This is a genomic window from Corallococcus llansteffanensis (assembly GCF_003612055.1).
In the GTDB taxonomy this organism is placed as follows: domain Bacteria; phylum Myxococcota; class Myxococcia; order Myxococcales; family Myxococcaceae; genus Corallococcus; species Corallococcus llansteffanensis.
Window position 1 is genome coordinate 1 of record NZ_RAWB01000166.1, and the last position, 17,004, is coordinate 17,004.

Below are 17,004 nucleotides of genomic sequence, written 5' to 3' on the forward strand. Positions count from 1 at the left end.
GCCCCACCCCGCCTGGCGATGCGGCTCGAGGGCCCGGAAGGCAAGACCCGCGGGTTCTGGTCCTACGTCCAGCATGGTGCGCAGTTGGAACTGCACCACGGCAAGGTCGGCACGGACGGCAAGCGCGAGTCCCGGACCTTCGCTTCCGCCGAGGCGGCCGGGGCCTTCGCGCGCAAGCAGGTCGCGGCCCGGGTCGCGAAGGGCTTCTGGTCCAGCGACCTCGTCTTCGAGTCCTCCACCTGGGAACAGGTGAAGGACTCGGTGCAGGTCCCGGGCAAATCCGGTGAGGATGACGACCGCGTCCTCATCCTCACCGGCGACGTCGTCGTGCCGCACGAGCTGTGGCTCGACTTCCGCCGGGGCATCTTCGCGCTGGAGGACCCGGACGCGTCGCCCTTCATCGGACTCATCGTGCGCGGCAACCTCACCGTCGAGGGTTGCGTATTCAATGCGGAGAACGACTTCGGACCGTTCCTCCAGGTCGATGGAAACCTCGTCGCGTCGAGCATCGCGATCGGCGGTTCGCTGCTGCGCGTCGCCGGTGACGTCATGACCGGGGATTTCGTGGCGGTCTACAACCACGGCAGTGTCTCCGTGGGAGGCGACCTCGTGGCCCGCACCATCGCCTCGGATTACTCCTTCCGGGTGGAGGGCGCAGTCGATGCGTACCGCTACCAGGGTCAGGGCTCGAAGGTCTTCGCGGTGTCTGCCGGCGTGGAGGCGTCGGACGACCCCTACGACGCCAAGGGTGTCTTCGTTCCGGCGGTGGTGGCCGACGAGCGCGTCCTGCTCGACAAGGCGCGGAACCTGTTGAGCGCGGGCAAGCCCATCTCCCGCCCTGTCTTCACGAGCGTCCGGGGCGCGTTCCATCAGCTGGTCTCCAAGAAGATGGCGGAGCCCGACAAGGTGAAGAGCCTGACGTTGGAGGCCAAGGGGCTCACGTCGCTGCCAGACGAGCTGTTCCTGTTCCGTGGCCTGGAGAAACTCAACCTCCGGCGCAATGAATTGCGCACGCTCCCGGAGGCCCTGGGACAGCTCACGGAGCTGCGCGAACTGGATGTGAGCCTCAATGGCCTGCTGGCGCTGCCCGAGTCCCTGGGCGCGCTGAAGAAGCTGCGGATGCTGAACGTTGAATACAATTGCCTCTGGCGACTGCCGGACTCGCTCGCGGAGTGCGCCGAGCTGCGGACGGTGAACCTGGTCAACAACCCGTACTCCTCCGTCCGGAGGGCCTTCGGGGGCTGGAGCCGGGTCCAGCTCATGTGGGACTTCCCGGAGGTCCTCACGCGGCTGCCGAAGCTGGAGGTGGTGACCTTCGATGGGACGCCGCTGCGCAACCTGCCCACGCGCCGCTTCGACAGCACCTCCCTGCGGTCGGTGACCGTTCGCCATTCCCTGGTGACGCAGGTGGATCCGGAGCTCCACTCGCAGCTCACCGTGAGCGTGGAGGAAAGCGCCGGGAAGGCCGCTGCCTACATCGGCTACTGGTTCTGTCGGGACCACGTCCGGCTCGAATCCTTCCACGACGCGAAGTCGGGCCGGTATGACTTCACGGAGGTCCTCGCGATGTTGGGGCTGCTGCTGCGCATCACCATCCCCACGGCCGCGCCCTATGCCCAGGCGTTGGAGAACTTCCGGAAGGGGAGCGAGGACATCGTCCATGCCCTGACCTGGGGCCGCGCGAATGCCCAGCACGTCCGCGCGCTCTTCACCGCCCTGCGTGACGCGCTGGGGCCGCTCGGTGAGCCGTACCCCGGCAACGCGCTCATCGCGGGGCTGCGGGACGTCTTCGCGCTCCACGCGGGCGGATGAAGCCGAAGCCTGTCCCCCAGGGAGGTGTGGGGCCGTGTGGGGCCTCCCTGGAAAATGGAAAGCGGTGTCGATGCGTGGGCGCTTCGTTCGACGTGGAGTAGAAGCCCGCATTTCCCTGAACGGAGCACCCCATGGACACCGCCATTCCCTCCACCCCCGTGGAGCATTCCCAGAAGAAGTCGCTGGCCCGTCACCTGCCCACGGTGGCCCGCGTGCTGCTGGGGCTCGTCTTCTTCGTCTTCGGCCTGAACGGCTTCCTCGAATTCATCCCGCAGCCGAAGCTGGACCCGGCGGATCCGGCGTTTGCCTTCGGCATGGCGATGAAGGCCACGGGCTACCTGTTCGGGCTGGTGAAGGGCACGGAGGTGGTGGCGGGGGCGCTGTTCCTGCTCAACCGCTTCGTGCCGCTGGCGCTGGCGCTCATCGCGCCCGTCATCGTGAACATCTTCCTGTTCCACGCGTTCCTGGCGCCCTCGGGCGTGGGGCTCGCGGTGGTGCTCCTGGCGCTGGAGATCTACCTGGCCTGGTCCTACCGCGCGGTGTACCGCCCCATGCTCGGCATGAAGGTCAGCGCGGGCGCCTGAAGTCTGCTCAGCCCGCGTCCTCCTTCGCGCGTGCGCGGACCTCCGCCGCGAACAGCTCCGCCGCGGGCGTGCGCGGCGCTCCCTTGCGCCAGAGGAGCGCCGCCAGCTCCGAGCGGGGCGCGGGGGACAGCCGCTTCACCACCAGTCGCTCGGCGTCCGCGAGTCGCGGCTCCGGCAGCACCGTGACGGCGAGGCCCGCGCGGACGATGGCCAGCACGGTGGCCACCGCGTTCGATTCGAGCGCCACCCGGGGGACGAGCCGTATCGCCGCGAAGTGCGCATCCACCCGGGCGCGCACCCGCAGCCCGCGCGACAGCAGCGCGAACGGTTCCTCCGCGAGCAGCTTCACCCCCACGGACTCCGCGCCCGCCAGCGCGTGCCCTCGTGCGACGACGAGCACGAGCCGGCTGTCGAAGACGGGCTCGGCATCCAGGTCGGCCAGGCGCGCGGGCGCATAGCCCAGCCCCACGTCCAGCCTGCCGTCCGCGAGCCGCCGCTCCAGCCTCCGCACGACGGCCTCCTCCGCGCTCAGCGCCAGCCCCGGGTGCTTGCGGAGCACCGCCGCCAGCGCCGGCACCACGATGCCGCGCATGCTCGGTGGGTAGCCCACGCGAAGGGCTCCCGTGGCGAGCCCCCGCAGCGCGCCCACCGCCGACAGGCCCGCGTTCACGTCCTCCAGCGCGCGGGAGGCATAGGTGCGGAACAGCTCCCCCGCCTGCGTGAGCCGCACCCCGGCGCGGGTCCGCTCGAAGAGCGGTGTGCCGACCTCCTCCTCCAGCTGGCGGATCTGCTGCGACAGCGTGGGCTGGGAGATGTGCACCCGCCGCGCGGCGCGCCCGAAGTGCAGCGTGTCGGCGACGGCGGAGAAGTAGCGGAGGTGTCGGAGCTCCATGAGGCCATCATAGATGGCATCTATCGGGTCGATGAGAACAAGCGAATGTACGAATCGAGGTCCGCGGGTACATCTTCCTCGTCGCCAAGGAGAGGAACACCCATGAAGGCATCCGACCTGTTCGTCAAAGCGCTCGAAGCCGAGGGCGTGCGCTGCGTCTACGGACTTCCCGGCGAGGAGAACCTGGACCTGCTCGAGTCCATGCGCGCCGCGGGCATGCGCCTCGTCGTCACGCGCCACGAGCAGGCCGCCGGGTTCATGGCCGCCACGCAGGGCCGTCTCACCGGGCGCGCGGGCGTGTGCCTCGCGACGCTGGGGCCGGGGGCCACCAACCTCGTCACCGCCGCCGCGTACGCCCAGCTGGGCGCCATGCCCATGGTGATGCTCACCGGTCAGAAGCCCATCAAGGCCAGCAAGCAGGGCCACTTCCAGATCGTCGACGTCGTCGGGATGATGCGGCCCCTCACCAAGTCCACCCGCACGCTCGTCTCCGCGGAGCACGTCCCCTCGGCGATCCGCGAGGCCTTCCGCCGCGCGGAGGAGGAGCGCCCCGGCGCCACGCATCTGGAGCTGCCCGAGGACGTGGCGCGCGAGTCCACCGACACCGGGCCCCTGTCGCCCGGTGTCTCGCGCAGGCCCGTGGCCGACGAGGCGTCCATCGCCCAGGCGGTGGAGACCCTCGCGTCAGCGCGCCGCCCGCTCTTGATGATTGGCGCGGGGGCGAACCGCAAGCTCACGTCGGAGATGCTCCGCGCCTTCGTGGACCGCGTGGGCCTGCCCTTCTTCAGCACGCAGATGGGCAAGGGCGTGGTGGATGAGACGCACCCCTTGTGGATGGGCACCGCGGCGCTGTCCGACGGCGACTTCGTCCACCGCGCCATCGAGGCCTCGGACTGCATCCTCAACGTGGGCCACGACGTCATCGAGAAGCCCCCGTTCGTCATGCGCGACAACCGCCGCACGGTGATCCACCTGAACTTCTCCTCCGCTGAAGTCGACCCCGTGTACTTCCCGCAGGTGCAGGTGACGGGAGACCTGGCCAATGCCATCTGGCGCATCGCGGAGGGCGTGGGCGCGCGCTCGCACTGGGACTTCACGCCCTTCGAGCGTTCCCGCGCGGGGCTCGACGCGCAGTTCGTGAGCGGCGCCGCCGATGATCGCTTCCCCATCTACCCCGCGCGGCTCGTCGCGGAGGTGCGGCGCGCCATGCCGGATGACGGCGTCGTGTGCCTGGACAACGGCATGTACAAGCTCTGGTTCGCCCGCTACTACCGCTGCCGCCGGCCCAACACGCTGCTGCTCGACAACGCGCTCGCGACGATGGGCGCGGGCCTGCCGTCCGCCATCGCCGCGAAGCTCGTCCACCCCAGGCGCAAGGTGGTGGCCGTCTGCGGTGACGGCGGGTTCATGATGAACTCGCAGGAACTGGAGACGGCGGTGCGCCTGAAGCTCGACCTGACGGTGATCGTGGTGCGCGACGACGGTTACGGGATGATCCGCTGGAAGCAGGGGGAGATGGGCCTGCCTGACTTCGGCATGACGCTGGGCAACCCGGACTTCGTCCGCTACGCGGAGGCGTACGGCGCGCGCGGACACCGCCCGTCGAGCGCCACCGAGTTCGGCGCCACGCTCACGCGCTGCCTGGAGTCGGGCGGCGTGCACGTCATCGACCTGCCCATTGATTACTCGGACACCGCGCGGGCGCTGGGTGCCGGCGCTTCGGTGGAGTCGTGAGTCCGCGAGAGGAAGAGGAGAACACCATGCTGGCTGAACGCTATCCGTACTACCTGGCCAACCGACCGCGGCAGCCCAACGCGGAGCTGGCCGTCACCGACAAGTATTCGGGGGAGGTCGTCACGCGCGTGGCCGTCGCCGACGCGGCCGCCGTGGAGGAGGCCATCGCCGCCGCGGTGCGCGCGACGGGACCCATGCGGAAGCTGGCCCCGTATGCCCGGCAGGAGGTGCTGGAGCACTGCGTGCGCCGCTTCCAGGAGCGGTCCGAGGAGCTTGCGCTCGCGCTCTGCATCGAGGCGGGCAAGCCGCTGCGCGACGCGCGGGGAGAGGTGACGCGCCTCATCGAGACCTTCAAGGCGGCGGCGCAGGAGGCCGTGCGCGGCGGCGGCGAGGTCCTCAACCTGGAGGTGTCACAGCGCACGGCGGGCTACCGGGGCTTCACCCAGCGCGTGCCGGTGGGGCCGTGCTCCTTCATCACGCCGTTCAACTTCCCGCTCAACCTGGTGGCGCACAAGGTGGCGCCCGCCATCGCCGCGGGCTGCCCCTTCGTCCTCAAGCCGTCGGACCGCACGCCGGTGAGCGCGCTGCTCATGGCGGAGGTGCTCGCGGAGACGGGCCTGCCTGAGGGCGCCTTCTCGGTGCTCCCCACGCGCCTGGAGGACGTGGGCCCATTCATCGAGGACGACCGCTTGAAGCTGCTGTCGTTCACCGGCTCGGAGAAGGTGGGGTGGGACCTGAAGGCCCGCGCCGGCCGCAAGAAGGTGGTGCTGGAGCTGGGCGGCAACGCGGCCTGCGTGGTGGACGCGGACCAGGGCGGACGCCTGGACTTCGTCGCGGACCGCATCGCCCAGGGCGCCTTCTTCCAGGCGGGGCAGAGCTGCATCTCGGTGCAGCGCGTGCTCGCGCATGAGTCGCTGTACGACGCCCTGCGCGAGCGGCTCGTCGCGCGGGCCCGGGCGTTGCGCGCGGGCAACCCCCGGGACGAGTCCACGACGCTCGGGCCCCTGATTGACGAGCCCGCCGCGCGGCGGCTGGAGGGGTGGATTGAGCAGGCCGTGAAGCGCGGTGCGCGGGTGCTGGCCGGAGGAGGGCGGCGCGGCGCGCTGCTCGAGGCCACCGTGCTGGAGGGCGTCCCCGAGGACGAACCGCTGTGCGCGGAGGAGGCCTTCGGGCCTGTCATGCTGCTCCAGCCGTTCCGCGACTTCGACGAGGCCCTGCGCCGGGTGAACGACGGCCGCTACGGCCTGCAAGCGGGCCTCTTCACGCAGGACGTGACGCGGGCGATGCGGGCCTGGGACGAGCTGGAGGTGGGCGGCGTCGTCGTCGGTGACGTGCCGAGCTTCCGGGTGGACACCATGCCCTACGGGGGGGTGAAGGGCTCCGGGCTGGGGCGCGAGGGCGTGAAGTACGCCATCGAGGACATGACGGAGCTGCGGCTGCTCGTGCTCCGCCAGGGGTGAGGAACCTGCGCGCTCAGCGCCGCCTTCATCCACCCGAAACCACCCCGGTGCGGCGACGGCTCATCCTTCCGGGGTGCAGCTGCATTCGGTGGCCCAGTCCGTCCGGGTGATGCACGCGCACGCCTTCGTGTTGATGTCGCACCCGAAATACATCTTCGACCAGCCATCGAGCGTGGAGCCCGTGTACGTGGACTCGGCACGCTTCGTGCCGCCCTGCTCGACCCAGGCCTTCATGGAGTACTGCCCCGAGATATAGGAGTGGACGCGGGCCCAGTTCATGCCGCATGTGGCGCTGTAGCGCAGCTCGACGTAGCCCCAGAGCTCGACTCCGTGCTTGATGGGAGTCGCCTGGAACACGGTGCTCACGTTGCTGGTGCTGCAGCTGTTGAACGAGGGGTCCTGGTTGTTGCAGTTGTAGCAGGTGGGACACAGGCCCGCTTCCTGCTCCTCCAGGGCGGCTGTCTCCTGCGGAGCTTCTTCGCCCACCGGGCCACAGGCCAGGGTGGTGCACACGATGAAACCCAGCACTGCCAGCAGTTGCCTCGTCATTGTCTTCTCCTCCGCGGTTGAAGCCACCGGGATGGCCCGCTGGCGGGGTGGGACACTGAACGCAACTGGATTGCTCAAGTGATTAAGCGCAATTAAGCGTGATTAACCTCGAAGGACGTTGCTGCATACTGGCGGCACGATGCGACGCGAGGAGCCCGGCCTGGTGGTGCTGCCCCCGCGGCTCGCGGGCGTGGAAGCCGTCCGCGTCACGGGCGACACTCGGCTGTGGTCCGGCGTCTCCACGCGCTACGGCGTCACGGTGGTCTACGCGGGCGCCTTCGACTTCTGGTACCGCGGGCGGGCGTGGACGCAGGCCGCGGGGATGCTGAAGCTGAAGGAGCCCGGAGAGGTGCACCGCGACCTGCGCGTGCACGCGCCGGTGACCGCCCAGTCGATGACCCTGGAGGCCCCGTGGGTGGAGGGGGCCGCACGCGAGCTCGGGCTGCGCGCACCGCCGCACCTGCCCGCGCTCTCGGAGGGGCAAGGACACGCCGAGGCGCTGGCCCTGCACGCGGCGCTCCGGGACCCGGGCAGCGACGCGCTCGCGCTCCAGGGGCTGCTCGCCGGGATGCTCGCGGCGCTCCTCGGGGCGGGCACCCACGCGCCAGTGGAGGCCTCGCCCCGGACACGCCGCGCGGCGTTGCGTGCCCGCGACCTGCTGCACGAATCGGTCGTGGAGGGCGTCAGCCTGGATGCGCTCGCGGCGGCCTCGGGCCTGGGCCGCTTCCACCTGCTGCGCACCTTCCGTCAGGAGCTCGGGCTGACGCCGCACGCCTACCTCACGCACCTGCGCATCTCGCGGGCGCGCGAGCTGCTCGCCCGGGGCGTCTCCGCCGCACGCGTGGCCCTGGAGGTGGGGCTCTACGACCAGAGCCAGCTGCACCGGCACTTCGTGCGCATCGTCGGCACGAGCCCGGGTGCCTATGCGCGCGCCGTGCGCGGCACGTCAACTTCGCCCAAGAAGGACGCGGGGCGGGCTGCACATCCTCGCCGCTAAAGCCCGCCGTCGGGTTGGTCCCGCCGCCGGAGCCCTTGCGAGGCTCTTCACCGTGCTCCTCTCCCTGTCCCTGCTGGCGGCGCTGCTCGGCGCGGCCCCGAATACGCCGCCCCCGCAGTTCCGCGTCACCTGGCTCGGCCACGCTGGCTTCGAGGTCGTCTCGCCCGGGGGCACGCGCCTGCTCATCGACCCCTGGTTGAAGGAGAACCCGCGTGCGCCCGCGGCCTGGAAGGACCTCGCGCACCTCGCCCAGACACCGCCCGCGGCCATCCTGCTCACGCACTCGCACGGAGACCACGCGCAAGATGTGCACGCCCTGGCGCGCCTGAGCGGAGCCCCCGTGGTCGGCACGGGGGAGACGCTGCGCTGGCTCAAGGTGCCCGAGGCCCAGCAGCTCACCGTGAACGTGGGCGGCTCCACGCGCATCGGAGACGTCACGGTCCACGCGGTGCCGGCCATGCACTCGTGCGAGCCCGATGGACGGCCCCTCGGCTATGTCCTGGTGCTTCCCGGCGGGCGCTCGCTGTACCACACGGGCGACACCTGGCTGTTCGGCGACATGGCGCTGGTGCAGGAACTGCTGCACCCGGATGTCGTCCTCCTCAACGTGGGCGGCGGGCGCTGGGGCATGGACCCCCGGACCGCGGCACTCGCGGTGCGCAAGTACTTCCGCCCCTCCGTCATCGTGCCCATGCACTTCGGCACCTTCGAGCCGCTGGCGACCGAGGCCGAGGCGCGCGAGGTCCTCGCCGCCGACGCGCGCGTTCGCTGGCTGACTCCGGGGATTCCGGCGTCACTCTGAGTTGAATATCCCGCCGAACGTCACGTAGATGGGGCCGTGCGGCGCCAGGTCCCGCCCGCACCTCTCATCAGGGGAATCAACGTATGAACAGGAAGCTCGGCACGGCGGTGTTCATGATGGTGGCGTGTACCTTCGGCCCGATGACGGCCGCCGCGCAGGACGACGCGGAGGAGACGGCCAGCATCGATGTCACCGGCTCCGGCGAGACCGCGACCCACGAGTGCACGCCGGGCAGCACGGTGGAGATCACCGGCGCGTCCAACAACGTCACGCTGACCGGCGAGTGCAAGAGCGTCACCGTGAGCGGCTCCAACAACACCGTGAAGGTGGAGGCCACCCGCGCCATCTCCGTGACGGGGATGGCCAACACCGTCACCTGGAAGCGCGGCCACGGCAAGTCTAAGCCGAAGATCAGCCGCACCGGCATGAACAACAAGATCACGCAGGAGAAGTAATCGCGCGAACCGCGCGCCCGCTCCGTCACGGCAGCGGGCGCGTGGGGGCCTGCCCCCTTTGCTCACGCGTCGTGCCAGAGGTCCTTCGTCACCTGCACCACGCGTTCGCGGATGAAGCGGATGGCCTCGTCGTCCTCGACGGCGCCCCGCCAGAGCAGCTCCAGGGGCGTGCCCTGCAGGGGGAGGGGCACTGGCGTCGTCCGCAGGTGAGGGCGCAGCCGGAGGATGTCGCGCGCGACCATGCCCGGCACCGTGGCGAGCAGGGCACCTCCCTCCACCAGGGCACCGATGCTCTGGAAGCTGGGCACCGACACCCGGACCCGGCGCTGGACATCGAAGTGGTCCTCGATGACGCCGCGCAGGTCTCCGTTGTACGAGACGATGATGTGCTCGTGCTCCAGGTAGCGCTCCAGGGTGAGGCGCTTTCCGACGCGCGCGTGTCGCGGGTCAAAGAGACACACGAAGCCCCCGTTGAAGAGTTCGAGGCGCCGGGTGCCGGCCGGAAGCTCATCCGCCACCGTCACCGCGAGGTCCACCGCAGAGCCGTTCAAGGCCTCCACGACGGTGCGGAACTGCACGGGCAGCACCACCAGCCGCATGCGCGGCGCTTCCTGCGCGAGAATCCGGAGGAGGGGAGGAAGCAGCCAGGCCTCGGTCACGTCCGACAGGCCCAGGCGCACCGTCCGCTCGCTCGTCTTCGGGTCGAACGTCACCGGTGACAGCGTGGCCTCGACCAGCGCCCCGAGGTGCGGCCGCGCCGAAGCGAGCAGGCGCTCGCCGCGTGTGGTCAGCGCCAGCCCCCGCCCCGCGCGGACGAAGAGGGGTGCCCCCACCGTTGACGCAAGCCGCCTCAGCGCCGCGCTCACCGCGGGCTGCGTGAGGTAGAGGCGCTCGGCCGCCGCCGTGACGCTGCCTGCCTCGGCCACCACGACGAAGACGCGGAGCAGGTTGAGGTCCAGGTTCCTCCCATAGATATCGTTCATGATTGAGATACATCCTATTCAATGGATTTCAGCATGGCGAATGATGAATCTCCCCTCACACAAAGGGGAAGACACATGGCCACGCAAGAGACGAAGCAGGCGCAGCGCACGGTGAAGCTGGGTTCCACGGGTCCCGAGGTCTTCCCGCTCGGGCTGGGGTGCATGGGCATGTCCGGCATGTACGGCGCGACGGACGACGCGGAGAGCATCCGCACCATCCAGGCCGCCATCGACCGGGGCGTCACCCTCCTCGACACCGGGGACTTCTACGGGATGGGCCACAACGAAATGCTCGTGGGGCGCGCCATCGCGGGCCGGAGGGAGCGCGTGCAGGTGTCGGTGAAGTTCGGGGCGCTCCGCGGGCCGGACGGAAGCTGGCTCGGGATGGACATGCGCCCCGCCGCGGTGAAGACCTTCGCGGCCTACAGCCTGAAGCGGCTGGGGGTGGAGGTCATCGACATCTACCGCCCCGCGCGGTTGGATCCGGCCGTCCCCATCGAGGACACCATCGGTGCCGTCGCCGACCTCGTGAAGGCCGGCTACGTCCGCCACATCGGGCTGTCCGAGATGGGCGTGGAGACCATCCGCCGCGCGCACCGCGTGCACCCCATCGTCGACCTGCAGATTGAATACTCGGTGGCGAGCCGGGGCCCCGAGGCCGCCATCTTCCCCGTGCTCAAGGAACTGGGCATCAGCGCGACGCTCTACGGCGTCCTCTCCCGCGGGCTCCTGACGGGGAGCAAGCTGAAGGGGAAGGGCGACTACCGCGCCTACCTGCCGCGCTTCGCCGGCGCCAATGGTGAGAAGAACCAGGACAGCGTGGCTGCCCTCCAGCGCTTCGCCCAGGAGCGCCAGATGACGCCGGCCCAGCTCGCGATTGCCTGGGTGCTCGCGCGCCAGCCCGCCTTCGTTCCCGTGGTGGGCTCGAGGACGGGGGCGCAGCTGGAGGACGCGCTGGGCGCCATCAGCCGGCCCCTGTCGAACGACGACGTCGCGGCCCTGGAGTCGCTCGTGACGATTGCCGGCGACCGCTACGGGGCGGAGCAGATGCACCACCTCGACAGCGAGCGCCGGTAGCCGCGCCGGAGCGTTGCGGCGGGTCAGTACACCCAGACGCTCTTCGGCTGGAACGGCAGGGTGCTCTGCCCCGAGTGGGGATCGACGGGGTGCGGACCGCCGACACAGTCCTCGTTGAGGAACAACGACGCGTAATAGTCGCCTGTGTTGATGGCCGAGTACGCCCGGTCCTCCCAGCCGTGCTCCGGGAGGTTGACGCAAACCCCCACGCCGGGCGTGATTGAACGGACGTTCCAGACCTCACCCGTGTAGTCCGTGCCCTCGAACAGGCACAGGACGCCCGAGAAGGGGCAGGGTGAGTCGCTGTCCTGGGCCAATGCGCCTGCTGGAGCCAGCAGCAGCGCGCCCGCCGCGAGTCCTTTGAGCCAGTTCACCATGGGTCCTCCTCTGCCCGTCATGGGCAGTTGCCGTCGTGAGCGACGGCATGGAGGATAGCCGGTATTGCTGTTAAGGCATGGTATTTCAGTATTGCGGTTAAATGACAGGGTAAGGCATTGGACATTGGAGGGCAATGAATGGCGCGTGAGCCCCGTCGCTAGCCAAGCTCCACCGTTCCCTCCGCCCCCACCCGCAGCACGACCTGCGCGGGCGGAGCGCTCGCGTGCCCCGCGAGCCATTGCGCCAGCCGCGTCACCACGTGCTGTTCCACCGCGCGCTTCAGGGGCCGGGCGCCGTAGCGCGCGTCGAAGCCGGTGCGCGCCAGGTACTCCACCACGTCCTCCCCGAAGGACACCTTCACGCCCCGGCGGGTGAGCCCCTCGCGCGCCAGGGCCGCCTCCAGCGTGCGCCGCGCCAGGGCCCGGATGACGTCCGGGGTGAGGGGCCGGTAGGGCACCACCTGGTCCAACCGGTTCAGCAACTCGGGCCGGAAGAAGGCGGTGGCGGCGCCCAGGTAGTGCTGCTCCAGGTCGCGCACGCTGCCTCCGCCGAAGCCGAGCGAGCGCCCCGCGCTGTCCGCGCCCAGGTTGCTGGTGAGCAGCACCACGGTGTTGCGGAAGCTGACGGTGCGGCCGGTGCCGTCCGTGAGGCGCCCCTCGCCCAGGACCTGGAGGAGCAGGTCGTGGACGCCCGCGTCCGCCTTCTCCACTTCGTCCAGCAGCACGACTCCGAAGGGCTGCTCGCGCACGCGGCGCGCGAGGCCGCCCTGCTGGCCACCGCCTTCGCCCACCAGCCGCGCGGCGCTGCCCGGCGCCGCGTACTCCGCCATGTCGAAGCGGGCCAACCGGGACGTGTCGCCGAAGAGGTACTCGGCCAGCGCCAGCGCGGACTCCGTCTTGCCCACGCCGGTGGGGCCCAGCAGCAGGAAGGCGCCCAGCGGGCGGGACGGATCCGCCAGGCCCGTCTTCAGCGTGACGATGAGGTTGCGCAAGAGCAGCGTGGCCTCGTCCTGGCCGACGATTCGCTCGCGGAAGCGCCGCAGCAGGGCCTCCGGATCCAGGCGCACGGACGTGTCCACCAGCTCGCGCGGGTAGCCGGTGCGCGTGCAGAAGGCCTGCGTCACCCCGGCCGCGTCCACCTCGCCGGTGGGGGAGGGCTGCGTGCTGGCCGAGCGCAGCAGGGTCACCGCGCCACCGGGAGGCGGGCCGTCTCCGAAGCGCTCCGTCAGCTCGGCGGCGCGCTCCAGCGCGTCTCCGGTGAAGCGCACCTTGCGCGCGCGGGCCACCCGCTGCGAGGCCTGCTGGAGCGCGGTGCGCGCGGCCCCGGCGCCGAGGGGCGCCACCGACAGGTGCCGCAGCGCCTGTAGGAAGGCCCCGTGCGTCCGCTCCGCGCGGGCCACGTCCTCCGGGGTGGCCTCCAGCACCAGCGCCACCTCGCCGCCCTCCAGGGCTGGCAGCAGGTGGCGCGCCACGTCCAGGCCCGTGTCACCGCCGCCCAGCGAGAGCAGCTCCGACAGGCTGTCCAGGTGCAGCACCGCGCGGCGCACGCGCAGCGCCTCCACCATGCGCTGCACGCGCTCCTGCCACTGCCCCAGGTAGCGCATGCCGGCCATGATGCGACCGCCCGACGTGCTGTACACCTCCAGGCCGTGCAGGGGATGGCCCTCCGGGGCGGCTTCCGCGCGCTGCACCAGCTCGTGCACCAGCGCCGTCTTGCCCACCGAGGACGGGCCCACCAGCAGCACGCTGGCGCGGGTGCTCGCGGTGACGGCCTCGGCCAGCCGGGCCACCTCCGCGTCGCGCTCCCACGCGCGCTCCAGCAGTCCGGCGCGCGCCTCCTCGTTGAGACAGCGGCTGGCCTCCGCGAGCCCGGCGGGCGGAGGCAGGCGCCTGGGCTGCTTCGAGGACTCCTCCTCGGAGCGGGCCTTCGACGTCTGCTTCACGCGCGACGGCACGGACAGCGTCTCCACCGACTCCTCGCCCACGTACGCCAGCCCGTGCAGCCGCTCCAGCGGCGCGAGGTACAGCTCGTGGCGGACCAGCTCCTCCACGTAGGACTCCAGGTCCGCCGTGTCGTGCAGTGTCCCCTGCACGCCCACGCGCGGCACCCACACCCGCAGCGGCCCCTTCGCCGCGTCGCCCTTGCGCGCCGTCCGTGCCGCGCCCCGCCCGCCGTGCGTCACCACCGTCAGGCGCAGCGGCACGGGCAGGAGCCGCCCGTGCTGCATGGCGCGCACGGTGAGGGCCATGCGGCGCTGGCGCAGGTCCTCCCAGTGCGTCACTTCGTCCCACAGCTCGCCGCGGCGCAGGAGGCGGCCCACCACCTCCGCCAGGTCCAGCCGCGCGGTGTTCAGGTCACTGGCGAACGACGCCAGGTGCGGGTGCGTCAGCACGTGGGCCGCCACGCCCAGCCCCGGGTAGCGGCGTACGAAGAGGTGGAAGTTCTTGTCCATGGCTCAGCCCTCCTTCCGGGCCGCGTGCCGCAGCACGCATCCCGCCCAGGCGAGCGCGTCCGACGGCGTGCGCCGGCTCGCCAGGTGCACCAGCGCGCTCTCGCTTCCCTCCACCACCGCGCGGCCCCGGGCCTGCTCCCGCGCCGTCCCCGCCCGCCGCGCCTCGCGTTCCGCCGCGCGCACCGCATCCCGCGCGGCCACCGCCCTGGACACGTCGTCCAGCAGGCCCGCGTCTCCGTCCATCAGCTCCACGCGCACGGGCGCCGGACGCACCAGGTCGCCGCGCAGGGTCTCGACCAGCGCGTAGCCCTCCAGAGGCGCCAGCACCTCCGCGAGGCCGAAGGCCGTGAGGCTCACAGCGATGCGCCGCACCCGCACCCCCGCTGGCCGCTGCGAGCCGGGCGCCGCCCAGGCCATGCGCCCGTCCGGCTCCACGCGCTCCTCGTGCACCGCCGCGCGCCCCAGGGCCTGCGGCAGCGCGCGCACCACCGCCTCCATCGCGGACACGGGCGCATCGCCCAGTCCCTCGATGAGCACCGCCCGCACGTCCGGACCGCGCTCGCGACAGGCGAGCTGGTGCGAAAGCCACTCCGCCTCGTCCCGCAGGTTCACCACGCGCGGGCGGCAGCGACGCAGCCGCTCCTCGCGGGACACCGGCAGGGGCATGGAGGAGTAGGTCGGCCGGGCCCGGAGGCCGCCACGACCGGGGTTGCGGTTCCAGCCGTACGCGCGCTCCACCTCCTTGGGCACCGACGCCTCCGTCTCCAGGAAGTCGCGCTCCGCCAGCTCGTTCTCGCGGATGTCCACCGCCTCCGCGCGCAGGCGCTCCAGCCGCTCCACCAGCTCCGCCTCCTCCGGGTTCGCCTCCGGGGCAATGAGCGCGTCCAGCCGCGCCGCCGTCTCCTCGAGCACGCGCGACACGTCCGCCAGCGTCCAGGCCGCCGGGTCCGGCTCCGGCGCCCAGGCCGGCTCGCGCGCCATCAGCTCCACGGACAGGCCCATGTCGTCGCCCCGGCGGAACAGCTCCACCCGGGCCAGGTCCTCGGCGCCGCGGCGCACCAGGTGGTGGGCCAGGGGCACCGTGAGGCGCCGCTCCAGCGCGCGCTTGAGGGGACGCGCGCCATAGCGCGGGTCGTAGGCCTGCTCCACGAGCAGATCCAGCAGCGCGGGCTCCACCTCCACCAGCACGTTGCCGCGGCGGATGCCCCGGCGCGACAGCAGCGACTCCAGCGCGTGCTCCACCACCACGCGCAGCGCGGCGGGCGTCAGCGGCCGGAAGGGCACCACCCGGTCCAGCCGGTTGAAGAACTCCGGGCGGAAGAAGGCGCGCACCGAGGACAGGTAGTGCGCCTCCGCGCTGTCCGCCGTGCGGTGGAAGCCGGTGCGGGCCGCGGCCTCGCGCACGCCCAGGTTGGAGGTCAGCACCACCACCGCCTGGCGCGCGTCCACCGTGCGGCCGGCGCCGTCCGTCAGCCGCCCCTCGCCGAGGAACTGGAGCAGCGCATCGAAGATGCGCGGGTGGGCCTTCTCCACCTCGTCGAAGAGCACGACGCAGAAGGGCTGGGTGCGCAGCGCGGTGGTCAGCTCGCCGTCCGGCGCGCCCGGCATGCCGAGCAGCCGGGTGATGCTGGACGCGGACACGAACTCCGACATGTCGAAGCGCACCAGCCGCCCCTCGCTGCCGAAGAGGGTGCGCGCCAGGGCCTTGGCCGTCTCCGTCTTGCCCACGCCGGTGGGGCCCACGAAGAGGTAGGTGGCCAGCGGCTTGTCCGGAGGCTGCAGCGAGCGCTGCAGCGTGAGGATGGCGTCCACCACCGCGGACACCGCCTCCGGCTGGCCCGCCACCTGCGCGGCCAGCTCACGCTCCAGCACGTCGCGCGTCTTCGGCGGGGCGCTGCCCAGCACGAAGTCCGGCAGGCCTGTCTGCTCGCGCATGGCGGAGGTGACGTCCTCCTGCGTGAAGCGGCGCACGCCGCCCTCCTCGGTGCCGGGCCGCGACACCACCCGGCGCAGCAGCCGGACGGCCTTGCCCGGGAAGGCCTCGTGCGCGACGAAGCGCTGCTGCAAGTCGAGCAGCGTCTCCAGCGCCAGCGGGGACAGCCGCACCGCGCCCGCGTGGCTCGCGGCCTCCAATTCGCGCAGCGTGCCCAGCAGCGCGGGCAGCGTGGCGCGCGCGTCCAGCGCCGGCACGTGCACCACGCGGAAGAGGGAGGCGAAGGTGGGGGCCTCCTCGCGCACGCGCTCGAAGCGCTCCGGCGTGGACTCCGCGAGCACCGTCAGCTCGCCGCGCGCCAGGTGGGGCTCCAGGAACTGCGCCACGTTGGTGCGCTCGTTCTGGGTGCGCCCCGCGTAGACGAGCGAGGCCAGGTCGTCCACGTAGAGCAGGTCGCCCACCTCCACCAGCTCCTGCACCACGCCGCGCGCGCGGGCCTCCCACTGGCCCACGTACATCATGCCCGCGATGAACTGGTTGCCGTCCACGCGCCACACGTCGCGCCGGGTGCCCGCGGCGTCCTGCCGCGCGGTGAGGCGGCTGACGGCCTCATGCACCAGCGCCGTCTTGCCGGAGCCGGGCGGGCCCACGAGCACCAGCGCGGCGCCCTCGCGACCCTCCAGCGCGTCCACCACCTCGCGCACCAGCGCCTCGCGGCCGAAGCAGCGCTCCAGGGCCCCGTCCCGCGCGCCATGGCTCAGGTTGCGCGCCACCGCGCGCAGCTCCACGAGCGACAGGCGGCGGCGGTTGCGGCGCGCCTCGCGCTGCTCGGGCGTCTCCGGGGCCGGCTCCTCCTTCTTCTTCTCGGTGGAGGCCTTGCGGCGGCGCGCCGGGGT

14 protein-coding genes are annotated in these 17,004 nt (G+C 71.6%); 8 read left to right on the top strand and 6 right to left on the bottom strand.

The features are described 5' to 3' along the window. Window positions 1-1,812: leucine-rich repeat domain-containing protein (locus D7V93_RS17400; protein WP_341870935.1), on the top strand; the 1,812-nt coding region annotated here is incomplete at its 5' end. A 131-nt stretch (window positions 1,813-1,943) separates the two neighbouring features. Next, window positions 1,944-2,396, top strand: coding sequence for a DoxX family membrane protein (locus tag D7V93_RS17405; protein WP_120644475.1), 453 nt, complete (start codon window positions 1,944-1,946; stop codon window positions 2,394-2,396). 7 nt (window positions 2,397-2,403) lie between these two features. On the opposite strand, the gene D7V93_RS17410 is transcribed toward D7V93_RS17405, so the two are convergent. Then, window positions 2,404-3,288, bottom strand: a complete 885-nt coding sequence (locus tag D7V93_RS17410; protein WP_120644476.1) for a LysR substrate-binding domain-containing protein — start codon at window positions 3,286-3,288, stop codon at window positions 2,404-2,406. Between the two features lie 102 nt (window positions 3,289-3,390). Here D7V93_RS17410 and D7V93_RS17415 point away from each other — a divergent pair, with 102 nt between their 5' ends. Both D7V93_RS17415 and D7V93_RS17420 read left to right on the top strand, forming a co-directional pair. Beyond that, a complete protein-coding gene (locus tag D7V93_RS17415; protein ID WP_120644477.1) occupies window positions 3,391-5,022 on the top strand; it encodes an acetolactate synthase large subunit in 1,632 nt (543 codons plus the stop codon). Window positions 5,023-5,048: 26 nt separating this feature from the next. Further along, complete coding sequence (locus D7V93_RS17420) at window positions 5,049-6,482, top strand: aldehyde dehydrogenase family protein (RefSeq protein WP_120644478.1); 1,434 nt, start codon at window positions 5,049-5,051, stop codon at window positions 6,480-6,482. A gap of 60 nt (window positions 6,483-6,542) precedes the next feature. On the opposite strand, the gene D7V93_RS17425 is transcribed toward D7V93_RS17420, so the two are convergent. After that, the gene (locus D7V93_RS17425) at window positions 6,543-7,031 is read right to left on the bottom strand and encodes a DUF2690 domain-containing protein (protein WP_120644479.1); all 489 of its coding nucleotides are present in this window, start codon (window positions 7,029-7,031) and stop codon (window positions 6,543-6,545) included. Between the two features lie 139 nt (window positions 7,032-7,170). On the opposite strand from D7V93_RS17425, the gene D7V93_RS17430 reads away from it, so the two are divergent. The 3 genes from D7V93_RS17430 to D7V93_RS17440 all read left to right on the top strand — a co-directional run bounded on the left by D7V93_RS17430 (window position 7,171) and on the right by D7V93_RS17440 (window position 9,285). Further along, window positions 7,171-8,028, top strand: a complete 858-nt coding sequence (locus tag D7V93_RS17430) for a helix-turn-helix transcriptional regulator (RefSeq protein ID WP_120644480.1) — start codon at window positions 7,171-7,173, stop codon at window positions 8,026-8,028. Window positions 8,029-8,080: 52 nt separating this feature from the next. Beyond that, entirely contained in the window at window positions 8,081-8,830 is a 750-nt protein-coding gene (locus tag D7V93_RS17435; protein ID WP_158623769.1) for a metal-dependent hydrolase, read from the top strand. Between the two features lie 83 nt (window positions 8,831-8,913). After that, the gene (locus tag D7V93_RS17440) at window positions 8,914-9,285 is read left to right on the top strand and encodes a DUF3060 domain-containing protein (RefSeq protein WP_120644482.1); all 372 of its coding nucleotides are present in this window, start codon (window positions 8,914-8,916) and stop codon (window positions 9,283-9,285) included. A gap of 62 nt (window positions 9,286-9,347) precedes the next feature. On the opposite strand, the gene D7V93_RS17445 is transcribed toward D7V93_RS17440, so the two are convergent. Further along, window positions 9,348-10,268 carry a LysR substrate-binding domain-containing protein gene (locus D7V93_RS17445; RefSeq protein ID WP_120644483.1) on the bottom strand — a complete coding sequence of 307 codons (921 nt, stop codon included), beginning with the start codon at window positions 10,266-10,268 and terminating at the stop codon, window positions 9,348-9,350. A 75-nt stretch (window positions 10,269-10,343) separates the two neighbouring features. On the opposite strand from D7V93_RS17445, the gene D7V93_RS17450 reads away from it, so the two are divergent. After that, complete coding sequence (locus D7V93_RS17450) at window positions 10,344-11,345, top strand: aldo/keto reductase (protein ID WP_120644484.1); 1,002 nt, start codon at window positions 10,344-10,346, stop codon at window positions 11,343-11,345. A 23-nt stretch (window positions 11,346-11,368) separates the two neighbouring features. Here the strand turns inward: D7V93_RS17450 and D7V93_RS44965 are convergent, their stop codons facing one another. The 3 genes from D7V93_RS44965 to D7V93_RS17465 all read right to left on the bottom strand — a co-directional run. Further along, window positions 11,369-11,722, bottom strand: a complete 354-nt coding sequence (locus D7V93_RS44965) for a peptidase inhibitor family I36 protein (RefSeq protein ID WP_158623770.1) — start codon at window positions 11,720-11,722, stop codon at window positions 11,369-11,371. A 158-nt stretch (window positions 11,723-11,880) separates the two neighbouring features. Next, window positions 11,881-14,175, bottom strand: a complete 2,295-nt coding sequence (locus tag D7V93_RS17460) for an AAA family ATPase (protein WP_120644486.1) — start codon at window positions 14,173-14,175, stop codon at window positions 11,881-11,883. Window positions 14,176-14,178: 3 nt separating this feature from the next. After that, a partial coding sequence (locus D7V93_RS17465; RefSeq protein ID WP_147451210.1) for an AAA family ATPase occupies window positions 14,179-17,004 on the bottom strand: 2,826 nt, incomplete at its 5' end.